This is a genomic window from Allobosea sp. P2_B12 (genome assembly GCF_056404835.1).
Map to the genome: position 1 here is coordinate 852,509 of NZ_JBFUDG010000001.1, position 14,843 is coordinate 867,351.

Below are 14,843 nucleotides of genomic sequence, written 5' to 3' on the forward strand. Positions count from 1 at the left end.
TCACCGGCGATGATCGATCGCATCTGCGAGCTTCATTATCCCGCTGCGTCGATCGATGGCATCAAGGCATCCGGGCCGCGTCAGTGCGCGGCGGGGAGCCTGTCATGCGCAAATACGCTTTTGAGACCGTCGACGTCTTCACCGAAGAGCGTTTCGGCGGCAACCAGCTTGCCGTGTTCACCGATGCGCGCGGCCTGAGCGATGTGCAGATGCAATCGCTTGCCGCGGAGATGAACTACAGCGAGACCACCTTCGTCCTGCCGCCGGAGGATTCCGCCAACACGGCCCGGGTGCGCATCTTCACCCGCACGCATGAAATGCCCTTTGCGGGGCATCCCAATGTCGGGACCGCCTTCGTGCTGGCGCGCCATGGCCGCGACCGCGACGGCGCGTTGCGCTTCGAGGAGATCGCAGGCCTCGTCGAGGTCAAGGTCGCCAGCAATGCCGCAGGCGAGGTCGCAGGCGCCACCATCGCCGCGCCGCAGCCACTCTCGACGGGCGTCGAACTGCCGGCCGAAGCGATCGCCGCCTGCACGGGGCTTACGCCCGGCGACATCGTCGTGGCCAACCACCGGCCGGTCCGCGCCTCCGTCGGCGTGCATTTCGTCCTCGCGGAGGTGACGGCCGAGGCGCTCTCCCGCGCCACGCCGGATCTGAGCCATTTCCGCGCCGTTCGCGATGCCACGCCTGGGCTGGAGGGACGCTTCTCGCTGTTCATCTATGCCCGCGACGGTGCCAAGATCAGGGCGCGGATGTTCGCGCCGATCAGCGGCACCTGGGAGGACCCCGCCACCGGCAGTGCCAGCGCCACGGTCGCAGCGCTCCTGCTGTCGCTCGACGGCGGCGACGCGGCCGCCTTCACGCTGACGCAAGGCGTCGAGATGGGGCGGCCGAGCCTGCTCCACCTGACGGCGCGCCGGGAGGAGGAGGGCATCCGCGCCACCGTTGGCGGCTCCTGCGTGCCTGTGTTTCGCGGCGAGGCGCTGCTGTAATCCGTCATTGCAAGGAGGCCGCATGCCGACGAAGCAATCCTAAGAGACGTCGAGCGAGCTGCCTGGATTGCTTCGCTTCGCTCGCATGACGGCAAGGATTAAGGCGCCAGCCCCAGCTCCGCCCTTGCCCGCCTCGTCAGCCCCTTCGCCACCAGCCGATGGCTCTCGCGCAGATAGTCCTGCAAGGCCTCGTCCGGCATGCTCTCATCGGTCAGCCGTTGGATCCAGCTCATGCCGCGCGAGGCGAGATAGGGCGCCGGACGCAGGCCCGGCTGTGTTTTGAGGATCTCGAAGCTCGCCCAGGAGCATTTGAAGGTGACGGAGAGGGCGACGCCGTCATCCGTGCGGGCGATCGCGAAGACCTTGTCGCCGACCTTCCAGACATGGGCGCCGCCCCATTGCACCACCGTATGTGTGGCTGGGAGACCGGCGCAGAAATTGTTGTAGTCGTCGAGCGTCATGGCCGTCCCGGTCGCTCCTGTCGGGTCAGTAGCTCTCGGCATCGATGCCATGGGCGGCCGCCGCGGCCTTGATCTGCGACCAGGTTTCGTCGTCGAGCGGAATGCCGGTCGCAGCTCTCTCAATCCGCATCGCGCGCTCCTTGTCGCCCGGCGCCAGAACCGGGTTGGCCGCGTCCTGGGGCTTGGCTGCACGCACGAAGGCGAGGTAGCTCTCGATCCGGCTCCTGCGGAGATCGGCGTCGGGCTCTAGCCGGGCCGGATCGATCAGCACGCCGAAGAGCGAGTTGATGATCCAGCTCTTCGCCGGCTTCTCGTCGATGCGCGCGGCGCCCATCAGCCCCGCCGAGAGCAGTTCGGCGATCAGCGACAGGCCGGCGCCCTTGTGGTCGCCGAAAGGCAGCAGCGCGCCCAGCGCCTCGTCGCCGACGAGACCATGCTGGAAGACATGCCTGGGCTCGGTCGTCGGCCGGCCCTCGCCGTCGATGATATAGCCCTGCGGCACCGGCTCGCCCTTGTTGAGCGCCACGCGGGCCTTGCCATGGGCCATTCGGCTGGTGGCGAAATCGAGGATGATCGGGTCTCCGCCCGGCAGCGGGATGCCGATCGCATGCGGATTGGTGCCGAAGCGTGCCTCCTTGGCCGCATAGGGCGCGACGATCGGCGGGCGGCCAGCGACATTGACCCAGAACAGCGCGATCAGCCCGTGCCCGGCTGCGGCTTCCGCATAATGGCCGATGCGGCCGATATGGTGGGCATCGAGCAGATTGAGGATCGCGACGCCGCCGGCTTTCGCCATCGCAGCCGCCTGCTCGACGGCGTTGCGGGCGGCGGGCTGGCCGAGCGAGACCTGGGCATCGACGATCAGGAACGGCGCGGCATCGAGCCGCGTCTTTGGCTGCGAGCGCGGCGACAGGTTGCCGTCCGCCAGCGACTGGAAATACAGCGGCAGCATGCCGACGCCGTGGCTGTCATGGCCGCTGAGATTGGCCAGCACGAGGTGTTCGGCAGTCTCGCGCGCTTCATCCGGCGTCCAGCCGGCCTTCACGATCATGTCCTGGACGAGGCTGCGGAGCGTTTCGGGACGATGCGTGCGATAGGCCATGAGATCTCGTCGCCAGATGGTGGTGCCGGTTTGCGAGCCGTCACAGTGCATGAGCACGCCGGGCATGCAATATGTCGCGCCGGCAGGACGGCTTGCGCGCCGGCATCTCGACCTTTCGCTCAGCAATCCTTATGTAGTCATCTGCAATCTTGCTTCATCGGGCCTTGAACCCGACTGGGGAGGACGTGGAATGTTTTCGATACCCGGCCTGAAGGTCGTTTCGCTGACGGATGCCGCCGCGGCCCGCATCCGCGAGATCATGGCGCAATCGGCGGGCGACGAACCGGCGCTTGGCCTGCGCGTCGGCGTCAAGAAGGGCGGCTGCGCCGGCATGGAATACACCTTCGAGGTGGCGCGCGCCGCCGCCAAGGGTGACGAGATCGTCACCGAGAAGGACGCCACCGTGATCGTCGATGCCAAGGCCGTGCTGTTCCTGCTCGGCACCGAGCTCGACTTCAAAACGGATCGCTTCTCTTCGACCTTCGTCTTCAACAACCCCAATCAGGTCTCGGCCTGCGGTTGTGGCGAATCGGTCGAGATCAAGCCGCGCGCCGAGGCTGCGGTCGCGGCGCATTAAGGAGTCGATCGCTTGCTGTGAGGCGTCGATCGCAGTGGAAAGCTTCGATCAGGCGACGCGGCTCGTCGCCTCGATAGCATCCTCGGTGACGGTGCGGTTGCGGCCGCCGCGCTTTGCCAACATCAGCGCCTGGTCGGCGCGGTCGGTCAGCGACGCCGCCGTATCGCCGCGGGCATAGCTGGCGACGCCGAGCGAGATCGTGATGCGGCCGAGGTTCTCATTGGTCGAGCGCTTCACGAGCTCGCGCGTCAGTAGAGCCTGTCGCACCGTCTCGGCGCCGAACTTGCCAGCGATGACGTCGGCATCGGGCAGGATGATCGCGAACTCCTCGCCGCCGAAGCGCGTGATCACGGCCTTGTCCTTGAACTTGTCCTTCATCGTGCGCGCGACGAGGCGCAGCACCTGATCGCCGGTCAGATGACCATGGGCATCGTTGAACTGCTTGAAAAAGTCGATATCGGCCATCACCAGCGCGAAGGGCTCGCGCCGCAGCGTCGCCTGATCGATCGACTTCTGCAGCATCTCCTCGAAATGGCGGCGATTGGCGAGGCCGGTCAGCGGATCGGTCAGGGCTTCCGCACGCGTCGATTCGAGCGCCTCGCGCAGGTTGCGGATCTCGTTGGAGCTGTCGCGCAGCTGCGCCTCGAGCTTGGTCTTGCGCGTCACTTCCTCGCGCGTCGACATCACCAGTGCCTCGACCCATTCGCGCAGCTTCTGGCGATCGGCGGGGGGCGGCACGTCCTCCGACATCGCGCAGAGCCGGCCATGGTAGCGCTCGCTCGAATCCAGCGCCTTGTCGACCAGCGTCATCAGCCCGTCGATTTCGCCCAGGACCTGCAGGCTCGTGCGCTCGGCATGGCGCGCCAGGCGCTCCGTGCCGATGAAGCGATCATAGAGCGTGTCGATATCGGCCGCGCCGACCTTGCCCTCGCTGGCGGCGATGATGGCGTTCATCGCCATGCTGACTGCCGGCATCTCGCCGCTGAGATGGGCGTACCAGACCTCGAAGGCGCGTGGATAGGTTGGAGAACCATGCTCGCGCATCGCCATGACCACGCGCTCGGCGAGATCATCCGACAGGGAGGGAGGCGCGTGGTCGCTCATGCCATCGACAGTCCGGACGCGAAGCCGGTTCATGGCGTTAGCCATGACAGCCCCGATTGAGAATCGAAGCGGGACATCCTGTCCGTCTCAACGGCGGCATGCGCCCGTCCGTGGCCGCGAAATCCGCCGCGCCCACAACTGACCCTACGCAACGCCGGTTAAAATGCCGTTGATAAAGGCAATCTATCCGACGCGAACAGGGCGCAGCAGGAAGGCGGGAACATGATCACCGAGGCCCTTGACCTTGGGCCCGTCATCGTCGTCGCGACGGCGCGGTTCCGGCGAACGTTCGGGGCGTGCCGAGCGCGGCTCGGCTGTGCGCTCTGGCCTGGCAGCCCGCTCGGGGCGGGGTGCACGCTCGGCCTTGGCCGCAGGCGCTGCCCCGGCGGCTACCGGAGCAGCAGCCTCGCCGCGGATCTTGGTGCGCGTCGGCTCGTCCGATGCGGCGCGACGGCGGCGCGGTGCGGCCTCTTCTTCCGACGCCGGGCGCTCGACGCGGATCGGGCGCGGCGCGGCTTCGGGCTCGGCGCGCGGGCCGCGCTCGGGGCGACCCCGTCCGCCGCTTCCGCCACGTCCCGAACGGCGTTCCTCGCCGCGTCCGCCACGGCCGGCCGGCCGCTCCTCGCGGGGCGCACCCGCCGGCAGATCGGCGAGGCCGCGCCCGTCTTCCCAGGTGATAGCTTGGCCCATCAGCTTCTCGATCGCGACGACCAGTTTCTCGTCATGGCGGGTCACGATGGTGAAGGACGCCCCCTCGCGGCCGGCGCGGCCGGTGCGGCCGATGCGGTGGACATAATCCTCGGCATGGGTCGGCACGTCATAGTTGAAGACATGGCTGACGGCCGGAATATCAAGGCCGCGCGCCGCCACGTCGCTGGCGACCAGGATCGGCATCTCGCCGGTGCGGAAGGATTCCAGCGCCGCCATGCGGGCATACTGGTCCATGTCGCCATGCAGCGAGACCGCCGGGAAGCCATGGCTCTGCAACGATTTGTGCAGGGTTGCGACATCGCGCTTGCGGTTGCAGAACACGATCGCGTTCTGCAGGTCCTTGGCTTCCTTGATCAGCTTGCGCAGCGTCTCGCGCTTCTCGAAATCCTGGCCGTTGGAGGCGATCAGCCGCTGCGTGATCGTCGCGGCGGCGGTCGCCGGACGTGATGCTTCGATGCGGATCGGATTGTGCAGGAACTGCTCGCTGATGCGCGTAATCTCGGGCGGCATCGTCGCGGTGAAGAAAAGGGTCTGCCGCGTGAACGGAACGAGTTTGCAGACGCGCTCGATGTCGGGGATAAAGCCCATGTCGAGCATACGGTCGGCCTCGTCGATGACGAGCAGCTCGACGCCGGTCAAAAGCAGCTTGCCGCGCTCGACATGATCGAGCAGGCGGCCGGGCGTGGCGATCAGGACATCGACGCCGCGCGTGATCTTGGCGTCCTGGTCGCCGAAGGAGACGCCGCCGATCAAAAGCGCCACCGAGAGCTTCTGGTTGACGCCGTAGCGGGTGAAATTCTCCTCGACCTGGGCGGCGAGTTCGCGCGTCGGCTCGAGGATCAGCGTGCGGGGCATCCGGGCACGGGCGCGGCCGTTTTCCAGGATGGTCAGCATCGGCAGGGTGAAGGCGGCGGTCTTGCCCGTGCCGGTCTGGGCAATGCCCAGGACGTCGCGGCGGGCGAGCACATGCGGAATGGCCTGTGCCTGGATCGGGGTAGGGGTGCTATAGCCTGCGGTCGTGACGGCTGTCAGAACCTTTTCACTCAGGCCGAGTTCGGCGAATGACATCGATTGTTACGCTTCTTCAAGGGTCGGTTACTCGTGGCGGGATGACCTATCGACCGCAACGGTGGCGCGACTTCTCTTTCCAGCGCGCCCTCGGACTCGTGTGCAATGCAGAAAAAGCACGGCAAAGTCAATAAACTAGCGCCTCAAGGAGCCTGCCTGCCCATGACTGAACCGCTTGTCCTGATTCCCGGCCTGAGTTGCGATGCCAGCCTCTATGGGCCGCAATGGCCTGTGCTCGCACCGGGCCGCCCGATCCTGGTCGCCCAGCATGACCGCGACGAGAGCCTCCAGGCGATCGTGGCGCGGTTGCTTGCGGTCGCTCCGGAGCGTTTCGCGCTGTGCGGGCTGTCGATGGGCGGCTATGCCGCCTTCGAGGTGATGCGGCAGGCGCCGCAGCGCGTGACGCGGCTGGCCCTGCTCGACACCAGCGCCAAGCCGGCGACGCCGGAGACCAACGCGCCGCGCGAGCAGATGATCGCGCTGGCGGAAAAGGGCGCCTTCGACAACGTCATCACGCTGCTCTGGCAGAAGCTGGTCGCGCCGTCCCGGCTAACCGACGAGCCGCTGCGGCTGCTGGTGCGGGCCATGGCCGAGCGGATCGGCGCGGACGGCTTTGTGCGCCAGCAGCGCGCCATCATGGGTCGTCCGGATTCGCGGCCCGGCCTGGCCGCGATCGCCGTCCCGACGCTGGTTCTGGTCGGCGAGGAGGACGCGATCACGCCGCCGGCGGAAGCCCAGGAGATTGCGGCCGGAATCGGAGGCCATGCGCGGCTCGTGACGGTGCCGGGCTGCGGCCATCTCTCGACGATCGAGATGCCGGAGGCCGTGACGGCAGAACTGCTGGCCTGGCTCGGCTGAACTCAGCGCGGCAAAACTCTAGCGCGGTACCACGCAAGGATCGAGCTTGGTCTCGCTCATCGCCTTGCGGATCGAGCCCGTGACCATCGGATCGGCCGGCTTGCCCTTGCTCGCTGCAGCTGAGACTTCGGCGAGGCGTTGCTTGTCGAAATACGCCGTCTGGCTCGAGACGAAATTGGCGGCGATCACTGAAAGGAACGCGATCGCTGCGGCCGCCTTGGCCATGTCGGCGACCATCGTGCCCCGCTCGTTCTTCCAGAACAGATCCATGAGCCGCATCGGGCCCTCCCGCGTCAGAAGGGCGACATGGCGCCCTGCGGACTCATCCTGCGCCAGCAGCCGTAAAAGGATGGTTAGCGAAGCGTTGCTGCAGGGTCTTGGAATTTGAGGATTCTCCTTGGAAACGCGGCGTCATCCTGGACCAACGGCGTAGCCGCGCAGTTCCGGGATCCATCATAAGGCTCCGCAGAACTCTATGACGATCCCGGGCGCCTTCGGTCGCCCAGGATGACGTCACGAAACCTGCCCCTCGAGCCGTGCCCGATTCTCGCGAAAGACCTTGCGCAGCGCTGCCAGCACCGCGATCACCGCCGGCCGCTGGCGCGACACCTCATGCGTCACCAGGAAAATCTCGTCGGCCGTCCTGTCTGGCGGCGGCGCCAGTCGCAGCAGCGCCTCGTCGGCATCGCCCATGAAACACGGCACCATCGAGACGGCCCCGGCCGATCGCACGCTTTCGTAGCGCGCCGCCGAATCGCCGACACGCGCCGCGATCGGGCGGCCCTTCGCGAAGGCCAGGATATGCTCGTCGATCCGCGACGAGGTCTCGCGGCTGACCGAAATGATCGGCGCGATCGTCGGATCGACATCGCGCCTGACATAGAGTGCCTGGACCAGCCGCCCGACCTTCTGGCCGAAATAGCCGGGCTCGTCGGGCACCTTGTGCATCCGCACCGCGATATCGGCATCGCCGCGCGCCAGGTCGAGCCGGTCGCGCGTGCTGATGATGACCAGCTCGACCCCGCCGGCCCCCGCCGAGATCGTCGTCGCATTCCGGGTCAGGAACAGGCTGATCGAGGTGGTCGCCGTGACCCGGACGGGGGCATCGGCCAGCGGCCGCGCGGCACGCGCGCAACTGGCAAAGCGCCCGGCCGCAGCTGCGACCAGGCTGGCTTCGCGGGCGAGCTCGGTGCCTGCCGCCGTCAAGGTCAGGCGATTGGCGCCGCGCCTGAACAGCAGCAGGCCGAGCTCGCGCTCGAAGGCCTTGAGCCGGCGCGCGATGGTGGCTTCGCTCAGGCCGAGCCTGACCGCCGCCAGGGCCAGCGAGCCACACTCGGCGATGGCGTGGAAGATGCCGATGTCGTCCCAGCCCGGCGCTGCCAGATCGCCGTCGCGTCGAGATGGAGCGGGAGCAGGCTGCCCCATGCGATCAATGGCCAGGACTGGAAAGGATGGCCGGGGGACGCTTGTCGGTCATGCTGGCGTTGGCGAGGGGAATGGCGCGGTTCGTTCGACATGGCTTCAGCATGCCGGTCTCCGTTCGCGGTGGCAGCCCGGCAGGATTGCCGCCCAACCCGGCAGGAATGCCGGGGTAGGCAGCCCTCTGCGGGTACGTCGCAGCCATCACAGGTCGATCAGCTCGCCCGCGAACGCCGCACGCTCCTGGATGAACAGGAAGCGGGCCTCCGGCTTGTTGCCCATCAGCCGCTCGACCGTGTCGGAGGTCTCGTCGCGGGACTCGTGATCGACCATGACCTTGAGCAGGATGCGCTTGCTCGGGTCCATCGTGGTTTCCTTGAGCTGCGCCGGCATCATTTCGCCCAAGCCCTTGAATCGGCTGATCTCGGGCTTCTTGCCCTTGAACACCGAGGCGATCAGCTCGTCCTTGTGGATGTCGTTGCGCGCATAGACCGACTTGCCGCCATGCTGGAGCCGGTAGAGTGGCGGCACGGCGAGATAGAGATGGCCCTTCTCGATCAACCGCGGCATCTGGCGCCAGAAGAACGTCACCAGGAGCGAGGCGATATGGGCGCCGTCGACATCGGCGTCGGTCATCACGATGACCTTCTCGTAGCGCAGATCGTCCTCGCGGAACTGGCTGCCGATGCCGCAGCCCAGCGCCAGGATCAAATCGGCGAGCTGCTGGTTGGCATTGAGCTTGTCGCGGGTGGCGTTGGCGACGTTCAGGATCTTGCCGCGCAAGGGGAGAATGGCTTGCGTCGCGCGGTTGCGCGCCTGCTTGGCCGAGCCGCCGGCGGAATCGCCCTCGACGATGAAGATCTCGGAGCCGGCGGCGCCGGCATTGCTGCAATCGGCAAGCTTGCCCGGCAGCCGCAGCTTCTTCGTCGCGGTCTTGCGCGAGACCTCCTTTTCGAGCCGGCGGCGCAGGCGCTCATCAGCGCGGTCGACCGACCAGTCGAGCAGCTTCAACGCCTGCTGGGGCGCTTGGGCGAGCCAGTGGTCGAAGGCGTCGCGAACCGCGTTCTCGACGATGCGGGAGGCCTCGACCGTGGCGAGCTTGTCCTTGGTCTGGCCCTGGAACTCCGGCTCGCGGATGAAGACCGAAAGCATCGCGGCGCAGGTCGCCATCACGTCGTCGGAGGTGACCTGCGCCATGCGCTTGGACTGGCCGATGCGCTCGGCATGGTCGCGCAGGCCGCGCAGCAGGGCGATGCGCAGGCCCTGTTCATGGGTGCCGCCCTCCGGCGTCGGGATCGTGTTGCAATAGGAGGAGGAAAAGCCGTCCTCGCCGGTGGCGAGCCAGGCGATCGCCCATTCCAGCGAGCCGTGGCTGCCGTCCTTGGTGATCTTGCCGGAGAAAATCGGCTCGGCGACGAGATCCTTGCCCTCGATCTCGCGGCCGAGATAATCGCGCAGACCGCCTGGGAAGCGGAACACCGCCTCGGCCGCGACATCGCCCTCGGGCTTCAACAGGGCAGGGGCGCAGCGCCAGCGAATCTCGACGCCGCCGAAGAGATAGGCTTTGGAACGGGCCATCCGGAACAGCCGCGCCGGCACGAAATGCGCGCCCTCGCCGAAGATCTGCGCGTCGGGGTGGAAGCGCACGCGGGTGCCGCGCCGGTTGGCGACCGGACCCACCGTCTCCAACGGCCCCAGCGGCAAGCCGCGCGAAAAACGCTGGCGATAGAGGGTCTTGCCGCGCGCGACCTCGACCTCGAGATCGTCGGAGAGCGCGTTCACGACGGAGACGCCAACGCCATGCAGGCCGCCGGACGTCTCATAGGCCTTCGAGTCGAATTTTCCGCCGGCATGCAGCGTCGTCATGATGACTTCGAGCGCCGATTTTCCCGGGAATTTCGGATGCGGGTCGACCGGAATGCCGCGGCCGTTGTCGGTCACCGCGATCGAGCCGTCATCGAGCACTTCGACATCGATATAGCTGGCATGGCCGGCGACCGCCTCGTCCATGGCGTTGTCGATCACCTCGGCGAAGAGGTGATGCAAGGCCCGCTCGTCGGTGCCGCCGATATACATGCCCGGCCGGCGCCGCACCGGCTCCAGCCCCTCGAGGACTTCGATCGCCGAAGCATCGTAGCCGGTCTCCGACAGGGTGCCGTTGCGCGGTGGCGTGGGCGCCGTGGGTTGAGCGAGCCTGTTCGACGAATCGCCCCCCGACGTGCCGGGGCGGGCAGGGGTGGCGCGGGCCGGAGTCTCGGAACGCGACGACACCGGCCCCGGCGCGGCAGTCCGCGGCGGGGCCGTCGCCGGCCGCACCGGTTCCGAGCCGAATAGATCGCCGTTCTCCGCCATCGTGTCCGCAGGTCCTGTGATTCGCGACTTGAAATCATAGCCCAGATGCGGCGAAGCCGCGCTGCGGCTCTTCCTACAGGCACGGGCGCGGCGAGGGAACCGGCTGCTTTTCCGTTTCCGTCATCCTGCCGTCACGCGACTCCGCAAAGGGGTGTCGATGGAACCGAACCCTTCAGCTCGCATTAATGCTGCCGAGCGCAGACTGCATGCAACGATCGAAGGGCTGGGCGGCGCGCCGCCGGCTGCTATGATCGCCGAAAAATGGGGGGATAACGTCGTGGCGTATGGTGCGTTGGTTCCGAGCGTCAGAGTGGCCGGCCTTGAACGGGCTGCGCGTCTTGCCGGCGAGGCCTTTGGCCATGAAGAGGCGGCACCGCTGTCGCATCGTCACGGCATGACGGTGTTTCCGAGCTGGACCGCCTGGCTTCTGGCCGCTCTGGTCGCCGTCGTCGGGCTTGCAGCGCTGAGCCCGCGCTGAGCGCGACAGCCCTATCTGCGTAGAAAATCAACGATTGCGCTCTACGCTCGGCGGCGGAGAATCTTCGCCATGCGTGTCGTCATCATCAGCGACTTTGCGTCCGTCAACGGCGGCGCGGCCAAGGTCGCGATCGAGAGCGCGCGCGGTTTGGCCGAGGCCGGCGTCGAGATCGTCTTCGCCTGCGCCATCGGTCCCGTCTCGGAGCGGCTCGATCATCCCCGCATTCAGGTCGAGATGTTTAGCGGCGAGGAGATCTGGAAGGTTGGCAGCAAGTTTGCCGCCGCGCGTCAGGGCATCTGGAATGCCCCGGCCCATGCCTTCCTGAGCGCCCTGCTGTCGCGCCAGCCGGTCGGAACCCTGGTGCATCTGCATCAATGGACCAAGGCTTTCAGCCCGGCCGCGATCGCGGCGGCGGGCGAGAGCGGTTTGCCGGTTGCGATCACCATGCACGACTATTTCTCGTTTTGCCCCGTCGGCGGCTATTTTGATTTCAGAGCCGGCACGCCGTGCACGCGCGAACCGATGTCGGTTAGCTGCATCGCCAGCCATTGCGACCGCGCCTCATACGTTCACAAGCTGGTGCGCGTCGCCCGGCAATGGCGCTCGGACGAGGCGATGCGCGGCCTCAAGGCGCCGCTCTTCATCCATGTCAGCGATTTCGCGCGACGCTTCGCCGAGCCCTTCCTGCCGAAGACCGCGCGTCATGTCGTGGTCGAAAACATGATGGAGGCGCAGAAGCGCCCGCCGGCGGATGTCGCGGCGAACCGGCATGCGCTGTTCCTGGGGCGGTTCACGCAGGAGAAGGGTGTTCTGCAACTGGCCGAAGCCACGCGTGCCGCCGGCATGCCTTTGCGGCTCGTCGGAGATGGGGAGGTGGAGATCAAGGCTGAGATCTCGCGGCTCAATCCGCAGGCGAGCTTCGCCGGATGGGTTTCGAGCAGTGCGGTCACGGAAGAGCTGCGCGCCGCCCGCTGCCTCGTCGCGCCGTCGCTTTGGTATGAAACGGGGCCATTGACGGTCATGGAGGCGATGGCGCAGGGCGTGCCGGCGGTTCTGGCGCGCAGCATGGGGGCTGCCGAGCGGGTAGCAGACGGGCTGACGGGCTTCGTCGTTCCCGCCTCCGATCTCGCGGCTTTGACGAGCAGTCTGGTGGCGCTTTCCGATGATGCTGTGGCGAGGCGTCTTGGCCGGGCTGCCCATGAGACCTATTGGAGCCATCCTCTGACGCTTGAGCGTCACGTCGGGCGCCTGCTCGATGCTTTTCGCGGGGCCAAGGCCGTAGCAGCCTGAGGCATCAGCCCAGTTTACGGGTCGCCGCAATCAGGTTCGCTGCGTGAGGCGGTGGCTGGTCGATGGCCTCGATCCAGCAGCGATGACCGGATACCAGCCGGGTCAGTTCACGCAGGATCGGTGAGGCTTCCGAGGCATTGTGCCGCAATGCGTGAAGGTGATCGTAGCCACAGCTGCGCAGCACGCTCCAGGCCTGCTCTCCGAGATCAAACGAATTGCTCTCGAAAGCAATGACCGGACGGTGCGCTTTCAGCATCCGCTCCAGTCCCTGGAAGACGGCGTGCTCAAACCCTTCGACATCGCATTTGACGAAGCTGATCGTGCGGCCACGGAGCACATCGAGCTGATCGAGCAGGCTGTCGCCCTGGCGCACCGGCAAGGTGAGGTCGCCCTTGCCTCTGGCGAAGGTTCCGGTGCCGTCATTGCCGTCCTCATGGAACGAGAACGGCAATTCGGCATCTTCGGTACCGAGACCGGCATCGACGACATGGACGTTCGTACAGGCGTTCAGCGCCAGGTTGGCCCGCAGGATCGCGCTCATGTGCGGATTGGGCTCGAAACAGACCACCTGTTCGAACAGTCTTGACCAGATCACGGCGTGATTACCGATATTGGCTCCAATATCGAGGCAGGTCCCAGCGCCCAACCCCTGACTGTCGATCATCTGGGTCAGGCAATCGAGCTCTTCGCGCTCGTAAAGCCCGTTGGTCAGGACCGCCAGGCCGACATGCTCATGCGGAATCACGGCGAGACGAGGCGAGTTCGAACGCAACTGCGACCACTGGCTCCGCACCAGCGCCTTGATGGCGAGGTCTCTCAATCTGGACAGCGCGCCCATACTTATCCCCGTCGTCTCGCAGGTCCTCATGATGGCCGGGCTGATGAGCCACTATCAAAAGGATGACCCAATGCCTGGATATCGTGAGTTCGACGACGTCGTAATCGCCGATGCTACGACGCCTCCGCCGTCGGGCTTTACCAGTGCCGCGATCGGCACTGCAATCACTGCAGCCCGTACGGCAGGAAAGCCGCTTCAGGTACGGCCCGGTACCTATGACATCTCCAACATTGACATTTTGACAACGAACGGCGCTGGCCGCGGTATCGAAGTCTCGTGTCAGGCAGGAACTGCGACGCTGCGCCTGACCGGCGGCAGCTATGGGCTCCGTATCGCGGGGCAGAGCGGAATGCGCTTTCGTAATCTGGCGTTCGACGGCCAGAACCTCGCCCTGCCTGCCTATGGCGCTCCCGGCGTGATCACGGCTGCTGCCGGACTGGTGACACTCGACAACGCCAAGGACGTCACTTTCCGGGGCTGTACATTCCGCAACACGGTCAAGGCCGGTAGCGAGCCAGCCGGGTCCTACAAGGCCGGGTTGCTCTGCGTGAACGACTCCCGGCCGCTCGTCCAGGAATGCAACTTCGACAATGTCGATGTCGGGCTCTGGACGTTCAGCTCCGAGACGCTCGTGGAGGGCTGCCGCATCATCGGCGCCAAGAACAATGCGATCATGATTTTCGGCACGATTGGCAGTGGCGGCAATCTGTCGGCCGTGCGCGACAACTTCATCAATTTCGTTGCCAGCGACTACGGCACGGGCGCCAACGGCAACGGCGTGGCTGTGTATCTCGCCAACGACGTCTCCGTCAGCAGAAACACCATCTTCAATTGTGCTTTCTCGGCTGTGCGCGTGAACGGCGCCTCACGAGCGCTCATCGAGGGCAACAGCTGCTGGAATATCCGCGAGGCGAGCCTCTACTTCGAAGCCCCGGGAGCCGGTCAGAACGGAACCGGCGTGACCATCGTCAACAACAGGGTGGATACGGCGGGCGACGGTATCAATATCGGCAATTCCGGGTATTTCGGCGACGGTGTCGCGCGGCGTTCCGTCGTTATGGGAAATCAGCTCAGAAACCTCACCGTCACAACCATTCCGGGCTCCGGTGGTCTCGGAAACTACGATACGGCCGCTATCGGAATTACGGCGGAGCAGGATTCCGTCATCGGCGGCAACATCATCGAAGAGGCGGCAGGCGGCATCAAGCTTGGCGTGGCGCAAGGCGCGCGGGATCTTGTCTGCGACGGCAACCTGATCCGCGATTGTGGTGTCGGCATCGCGTTCTCGTCGAACGCTGCCGCCGGCAAGATGGTGATCAGCAACAACATCATTTCCGGCGCCGGGAACAATGCCATCGTCTCGGCTTCGACGATCGCGCTTATCCCGCCGCTGGTCAGCTACAACGCCAATCTTGCAGCCCAAACCGCAGGTGGATCAGGTCAAATCCTCATCGTCGATAACCGCGCCTCCTAAGCCGGATCATTTGCGAGCAAGCGTCCCATCCGCAAACAAAAAAACCGGGGCGTCGCCGCCCCGGTTGGTCAGGTGGACCGCGCGGAACGCGGTCGGGAGGAAACTCGCAGCCGGCCGTT

14 protein-coding genes are annotated in these 14,843 nt (G+C 66.1%); 6 read left to right on the forward strand and 8 right to left on the reverse strand.

What is annotated here, in order from left to right; genetic code table 11:
* The first annotated feature begins 104 nt into the window (after nt 1-104).
* Nucleotides 105-992: a PhzF family phenazine biosynthesis protein gene (locus tag AC1DYU_RS04130; RefSeq protein WP_476790521.1), complete on the forward strand. Its 888-nt coding sequence runs from the start codon at nt 105-107 to the stop codon at nt 990-992.
* Between the two features lie 98 nt (nt 993-1,090).
* Here the strand turns inward: AC1DYU_RS04130 and AC1DYU_RS04135 are convergent, their stop codons facing one another.
* A complete protein-coding gene (locus tag AC1DYU_RS04135) occupies nt 1,091-1,453 on the reverse strand; it encodes an MmcQ/YjbR family DNA-binding protein (RefSeq protein WP_476790522.1) in 363 nt (120 codons plus the stop codon).
* Between the two features lie 25 nt (nt 1,454-1,478).
* On the reverse strand, nt 1,479-2,555 hold the full coding sequence (locus tag AC1DYU_RS04140) for a malate/lactate/ureidoglycolate dehydrogenase (protein ID WP_476790523.1): 1,077 nt from the start codon (nt 2,553-2,555) through the stop codon (nt 1,479-1,481).
* Nucleotides 2,556-2,745: 190 nt separating this feature from the next.
* On the opposite strand from AC1DYU_RS04140, the gene AC1DYU_RS04145 reads away from it, so the two are divergent.
* Nucleotides 2,746-3,132, forward strand: a complete 387-nt coding sequence (locus AC1DYU_RS04145) for a HesB/IscA family protein (RefSeq protein WP_476790524.1) — start codon at nt 2,746-2,748, stop codon at nt 3,130-3,132.
* Between the two features lie 48 nt (nt 3,133-3,180).
* On the opposite strand, the gene AC1DYU_RS04150 is transcribed toward AC1DYU_RS04145, so the two are convergent.
* Both AC1DYU_RS04150 and AC1DYU_RS04155 read right to left on the reverse strand, forming a co-directional pair.
* Nucleotides 3,181-4,236, reverse strand: coding sequence for a GGDEF domain-containing protein (locus AC1DYU_RS04150; RefSeq protein ID WP_476790525.1), 1,056 nt, complete (start codon nt 4,234-4,236; stop codon nt 3,181-3,183).
* Nucleotides 4,237-4,419: 183 nt separating this feature from the next.
* Nucleotides 4,420-6,015 (reverse strand): DEAD/DEAH box helicase, encoded by a 1,596-nt coding sequence (locus AC1DYU_RS04155; protein WP_476790526.1) that lies wholly within the window; start codon nt 6,013-6,015, stop codon nt 4,420-4,422.
* Nucleotides 6,016-6,177: 162 nt separating this feature from the next.
* Here AC1DYU_RS04155 and AC1DYU_RS04160 point away from each other — a divergent pair, with 162 nt between their 5' ends.
* Entirely contained in the window at nt 6,178-6,873 is a 696-nt protein-coding gene (locus AC1DYU_RS04160; protein WP_476790527.1) for an alpha/beta fold hydrolase, read from the forward strand.
* A gap of 18 nt (nt 6,874-6,891) precedes the next feature.
* Here the strand turns inward: AC1DYU_RS04160 and AC1DYU_RS04165 are convergent, their stop codons facing one another.
* The 3 genes from AC1DYU_RS04165 to parE form a co-directional block, all read right to left on the reverse strand.
* Nucleotides 6,892-7,152, reverse strand: coding sequence for a hypothetical protein (locus tag AC1DYU_RS04165; protein WP_476790528.1), 261 nt, complete (start codon nt 7,150-7,152; stop codon nt 6,892-6,894).
* A 234-nt stretch (nt 7,153-7,386) separates the two neighbouring features.
* Nucleotides 7,387-8,298 (reverse strand): LysR family transcriptional regulator, encoded by a 912-nt coding sequence (locus AC1DYU_RS04170; protein WP_476790529.1) that lies wholly within the window; start codon nt 8,296-8,298, stop codon nt 7,387-7,389.
* A gap of 198 nt (nt 8,299-8,496) precedes the next feature.
* On the reverse strand, nt 8,497-10,644 hold the full coding sequence (gene parE / locus AC1DYU_RS04175; protein ID WP_476790530.1) for a DNA topoisomerase IV subunit B: 2,148 nt from the start codon (nt 10,642-10,644) through the stop codon (nt 8,497-8,499).
* 157 nt (nt 10,645-10,801) lie between these two features.
* On the opposite strand from parE, the gene AC1DYU_RS04180 reads away from it, so the two are divergent.
* Nucleotides 10,802-11,122, forward strand: a complete 321-nt coding sequence (locus AC1DYU_RS04180) for a hypothetical protein (protein ID WP_476790531.1) — start codon at nt 10,802-10,804, stop codon at nt 11,120-11,122.
* Nucleotides 11,123-11,191: 69 nt separating this feature from the next.
* Nucleotides 11,192-12,412, forward strand: a complete 1,221-nt coding sequence (locus AC1DYU_RS04185) for a glycosyltransferase family 4 protein (protein ID WP_476790532.1) — start codon at nt 11,192-11,194, stop codon at nt 12,410-12,412.
* Between the two features lie 4 nt (nt 12,413-12,416).
* Here AC1DYU_RS04185 and AC1DYU_RS04190 read toward each other — a convergent pair whose 3' ends face one another.
* The gene (locus AC1DYU_RS04190) at nt 12,417-13,250 is read right to left on the reverse strand and encodes an FkbM family methyltransferase (RefSeq protein WP_476790533.1); all 834 of its coding nucleotides are present in this window, start codon (nt 13,248-13,250) and stop codon (nt 12,417-12,419) included.
* Nucleotides 13,251-13,293: 43 nt separating this feature from the next.
* Between AC1DYU_RS04190 and AC1DYU_RS04195 the strand changes: the two genes are divergently transcribed.
* Nucleotides 13,294-14,724, forward strand: a complete 1,431-nt coding sequence (locus AC1DYU_RS04195; RefSeq protein ID WP_476790534.1) for a TIGR03808 family TAT-translocated repetitive protein — start codon at nt 13,294-13,296, stop codon at nt 14,722-14,724.
* The last annotated feature ends 119 nt before the right edge of the window (nt 14,725-14,843 follow it).

What these genes read in the sequence shown, in the direction of transcription:
- AC1DYU_RS04140 (WP_476790523.1), bottom strand. Translation starts at nt 2,555, where the DNA reads ATGGCCTATCGCACGCATCGTCCCGAAACGCTCCGCAGCCTCGTCCAG.
- AC1DYU_RS04155 (WP_476790526.1), bottom strand. Translation starts at nt 6,015, where the DNA reads ATGTCATTCGCCGAACTCGGCCTGAGTGAAAAGGTTCTGACAGCCGTC.
- AC1DYU_RS04190 (WP_476790533.1), bottom strand. Translation starts at nt 13,250, where the DNA reads ATGGGCGCGCTGTCCAGATTGAGAGACCTCGCCATCAAGGCGCTGGTG.
- AC1DYU_RS04160 (WP_476790527.1), top strand. Translation starts at nt 6,178, where the DNA reads ATGACTGAACCGCTTGTCCTGATTCCCGGCCTGAGTTGCGATGCCAGC.
- AC1DYU_RS04150 (WP_476790525.1), bottom strand. Translation starts at nt 4,236, where the DNA reads ATGAGCGACCACGCGCCTCCCTCCCTGTCGGATGATCTCGCCGAGCGC.
- AC1DYU_RS04195 (WP_476790534.1), top strand. Translation starts at nt 13,294, where the DNA reads ATGAGCCACTATCAAAAGGATGACCCAATGCCTGGATATCGTGAGTTC.
- AC1DYU_RS04135 (WP_476790522.1), bottom strand. Translation starts at nt 1,453, where the DNA reads ATGACGCTCGACGACTACAACAATTTCTGCGCCGGTCTCCCAGCCACA.
- AC1DYU_RS04170 (WP_476790529.1), bottom strand. Translation starts at nt 8,298, where the DNA reads ATGGGGCAGCCTGCTCCCGCTCCATCTCGACGCGACGGCGATCTGGCA.
- AC1DYU_RS04185 (WP_476790532.1), top strand. Translation starts at nt 11,192, where the DNA reads ATGCGTGTCGTCATCATCAGCGACTTTGCGTCCGTCAACGGCGGCGCG.
- AC1DYU_RS04165 (WP_476790528.1), bottom strand. Translation starts at nt 7,152, where the DNA reads ATGCGGCTCATGGATCTGTTCTGGAAGAACGAGCGGGGCACGATGGTC.
- AC1DYU_RS04145 (WP_476790524.1), top strand. Translation starts at nt 2,746, where the DNA reads ATGTTTTCGATACCCGGCCTGAAGGTCGTTTCGCTGACGGATGCCGCC.
- parE (WP_476790530.1), bottom strand. Translation starts at nt 10,644, where the DNA reads ATGGCGGAGAACGGCGATCTATTCGGCTCGGAACCGGTGCGGCCGGCG.
- AC1DYU_RS04180 (WP_476790531.1), top strand. Translation starts at nt 10,802, where the DNA reads ATGGAACCGAACCCTTCAGCTCGCATTAATGCTGCCGAGCGCAGACTG.
- AC1DYU_RS04130 (WP_476790521.1), top strand. Translation starts at nt 105, where the DNA reads ATGCGCAAATACGCTTTTGAGACCGTCGACGTCTTCACCGAAGAGCGT.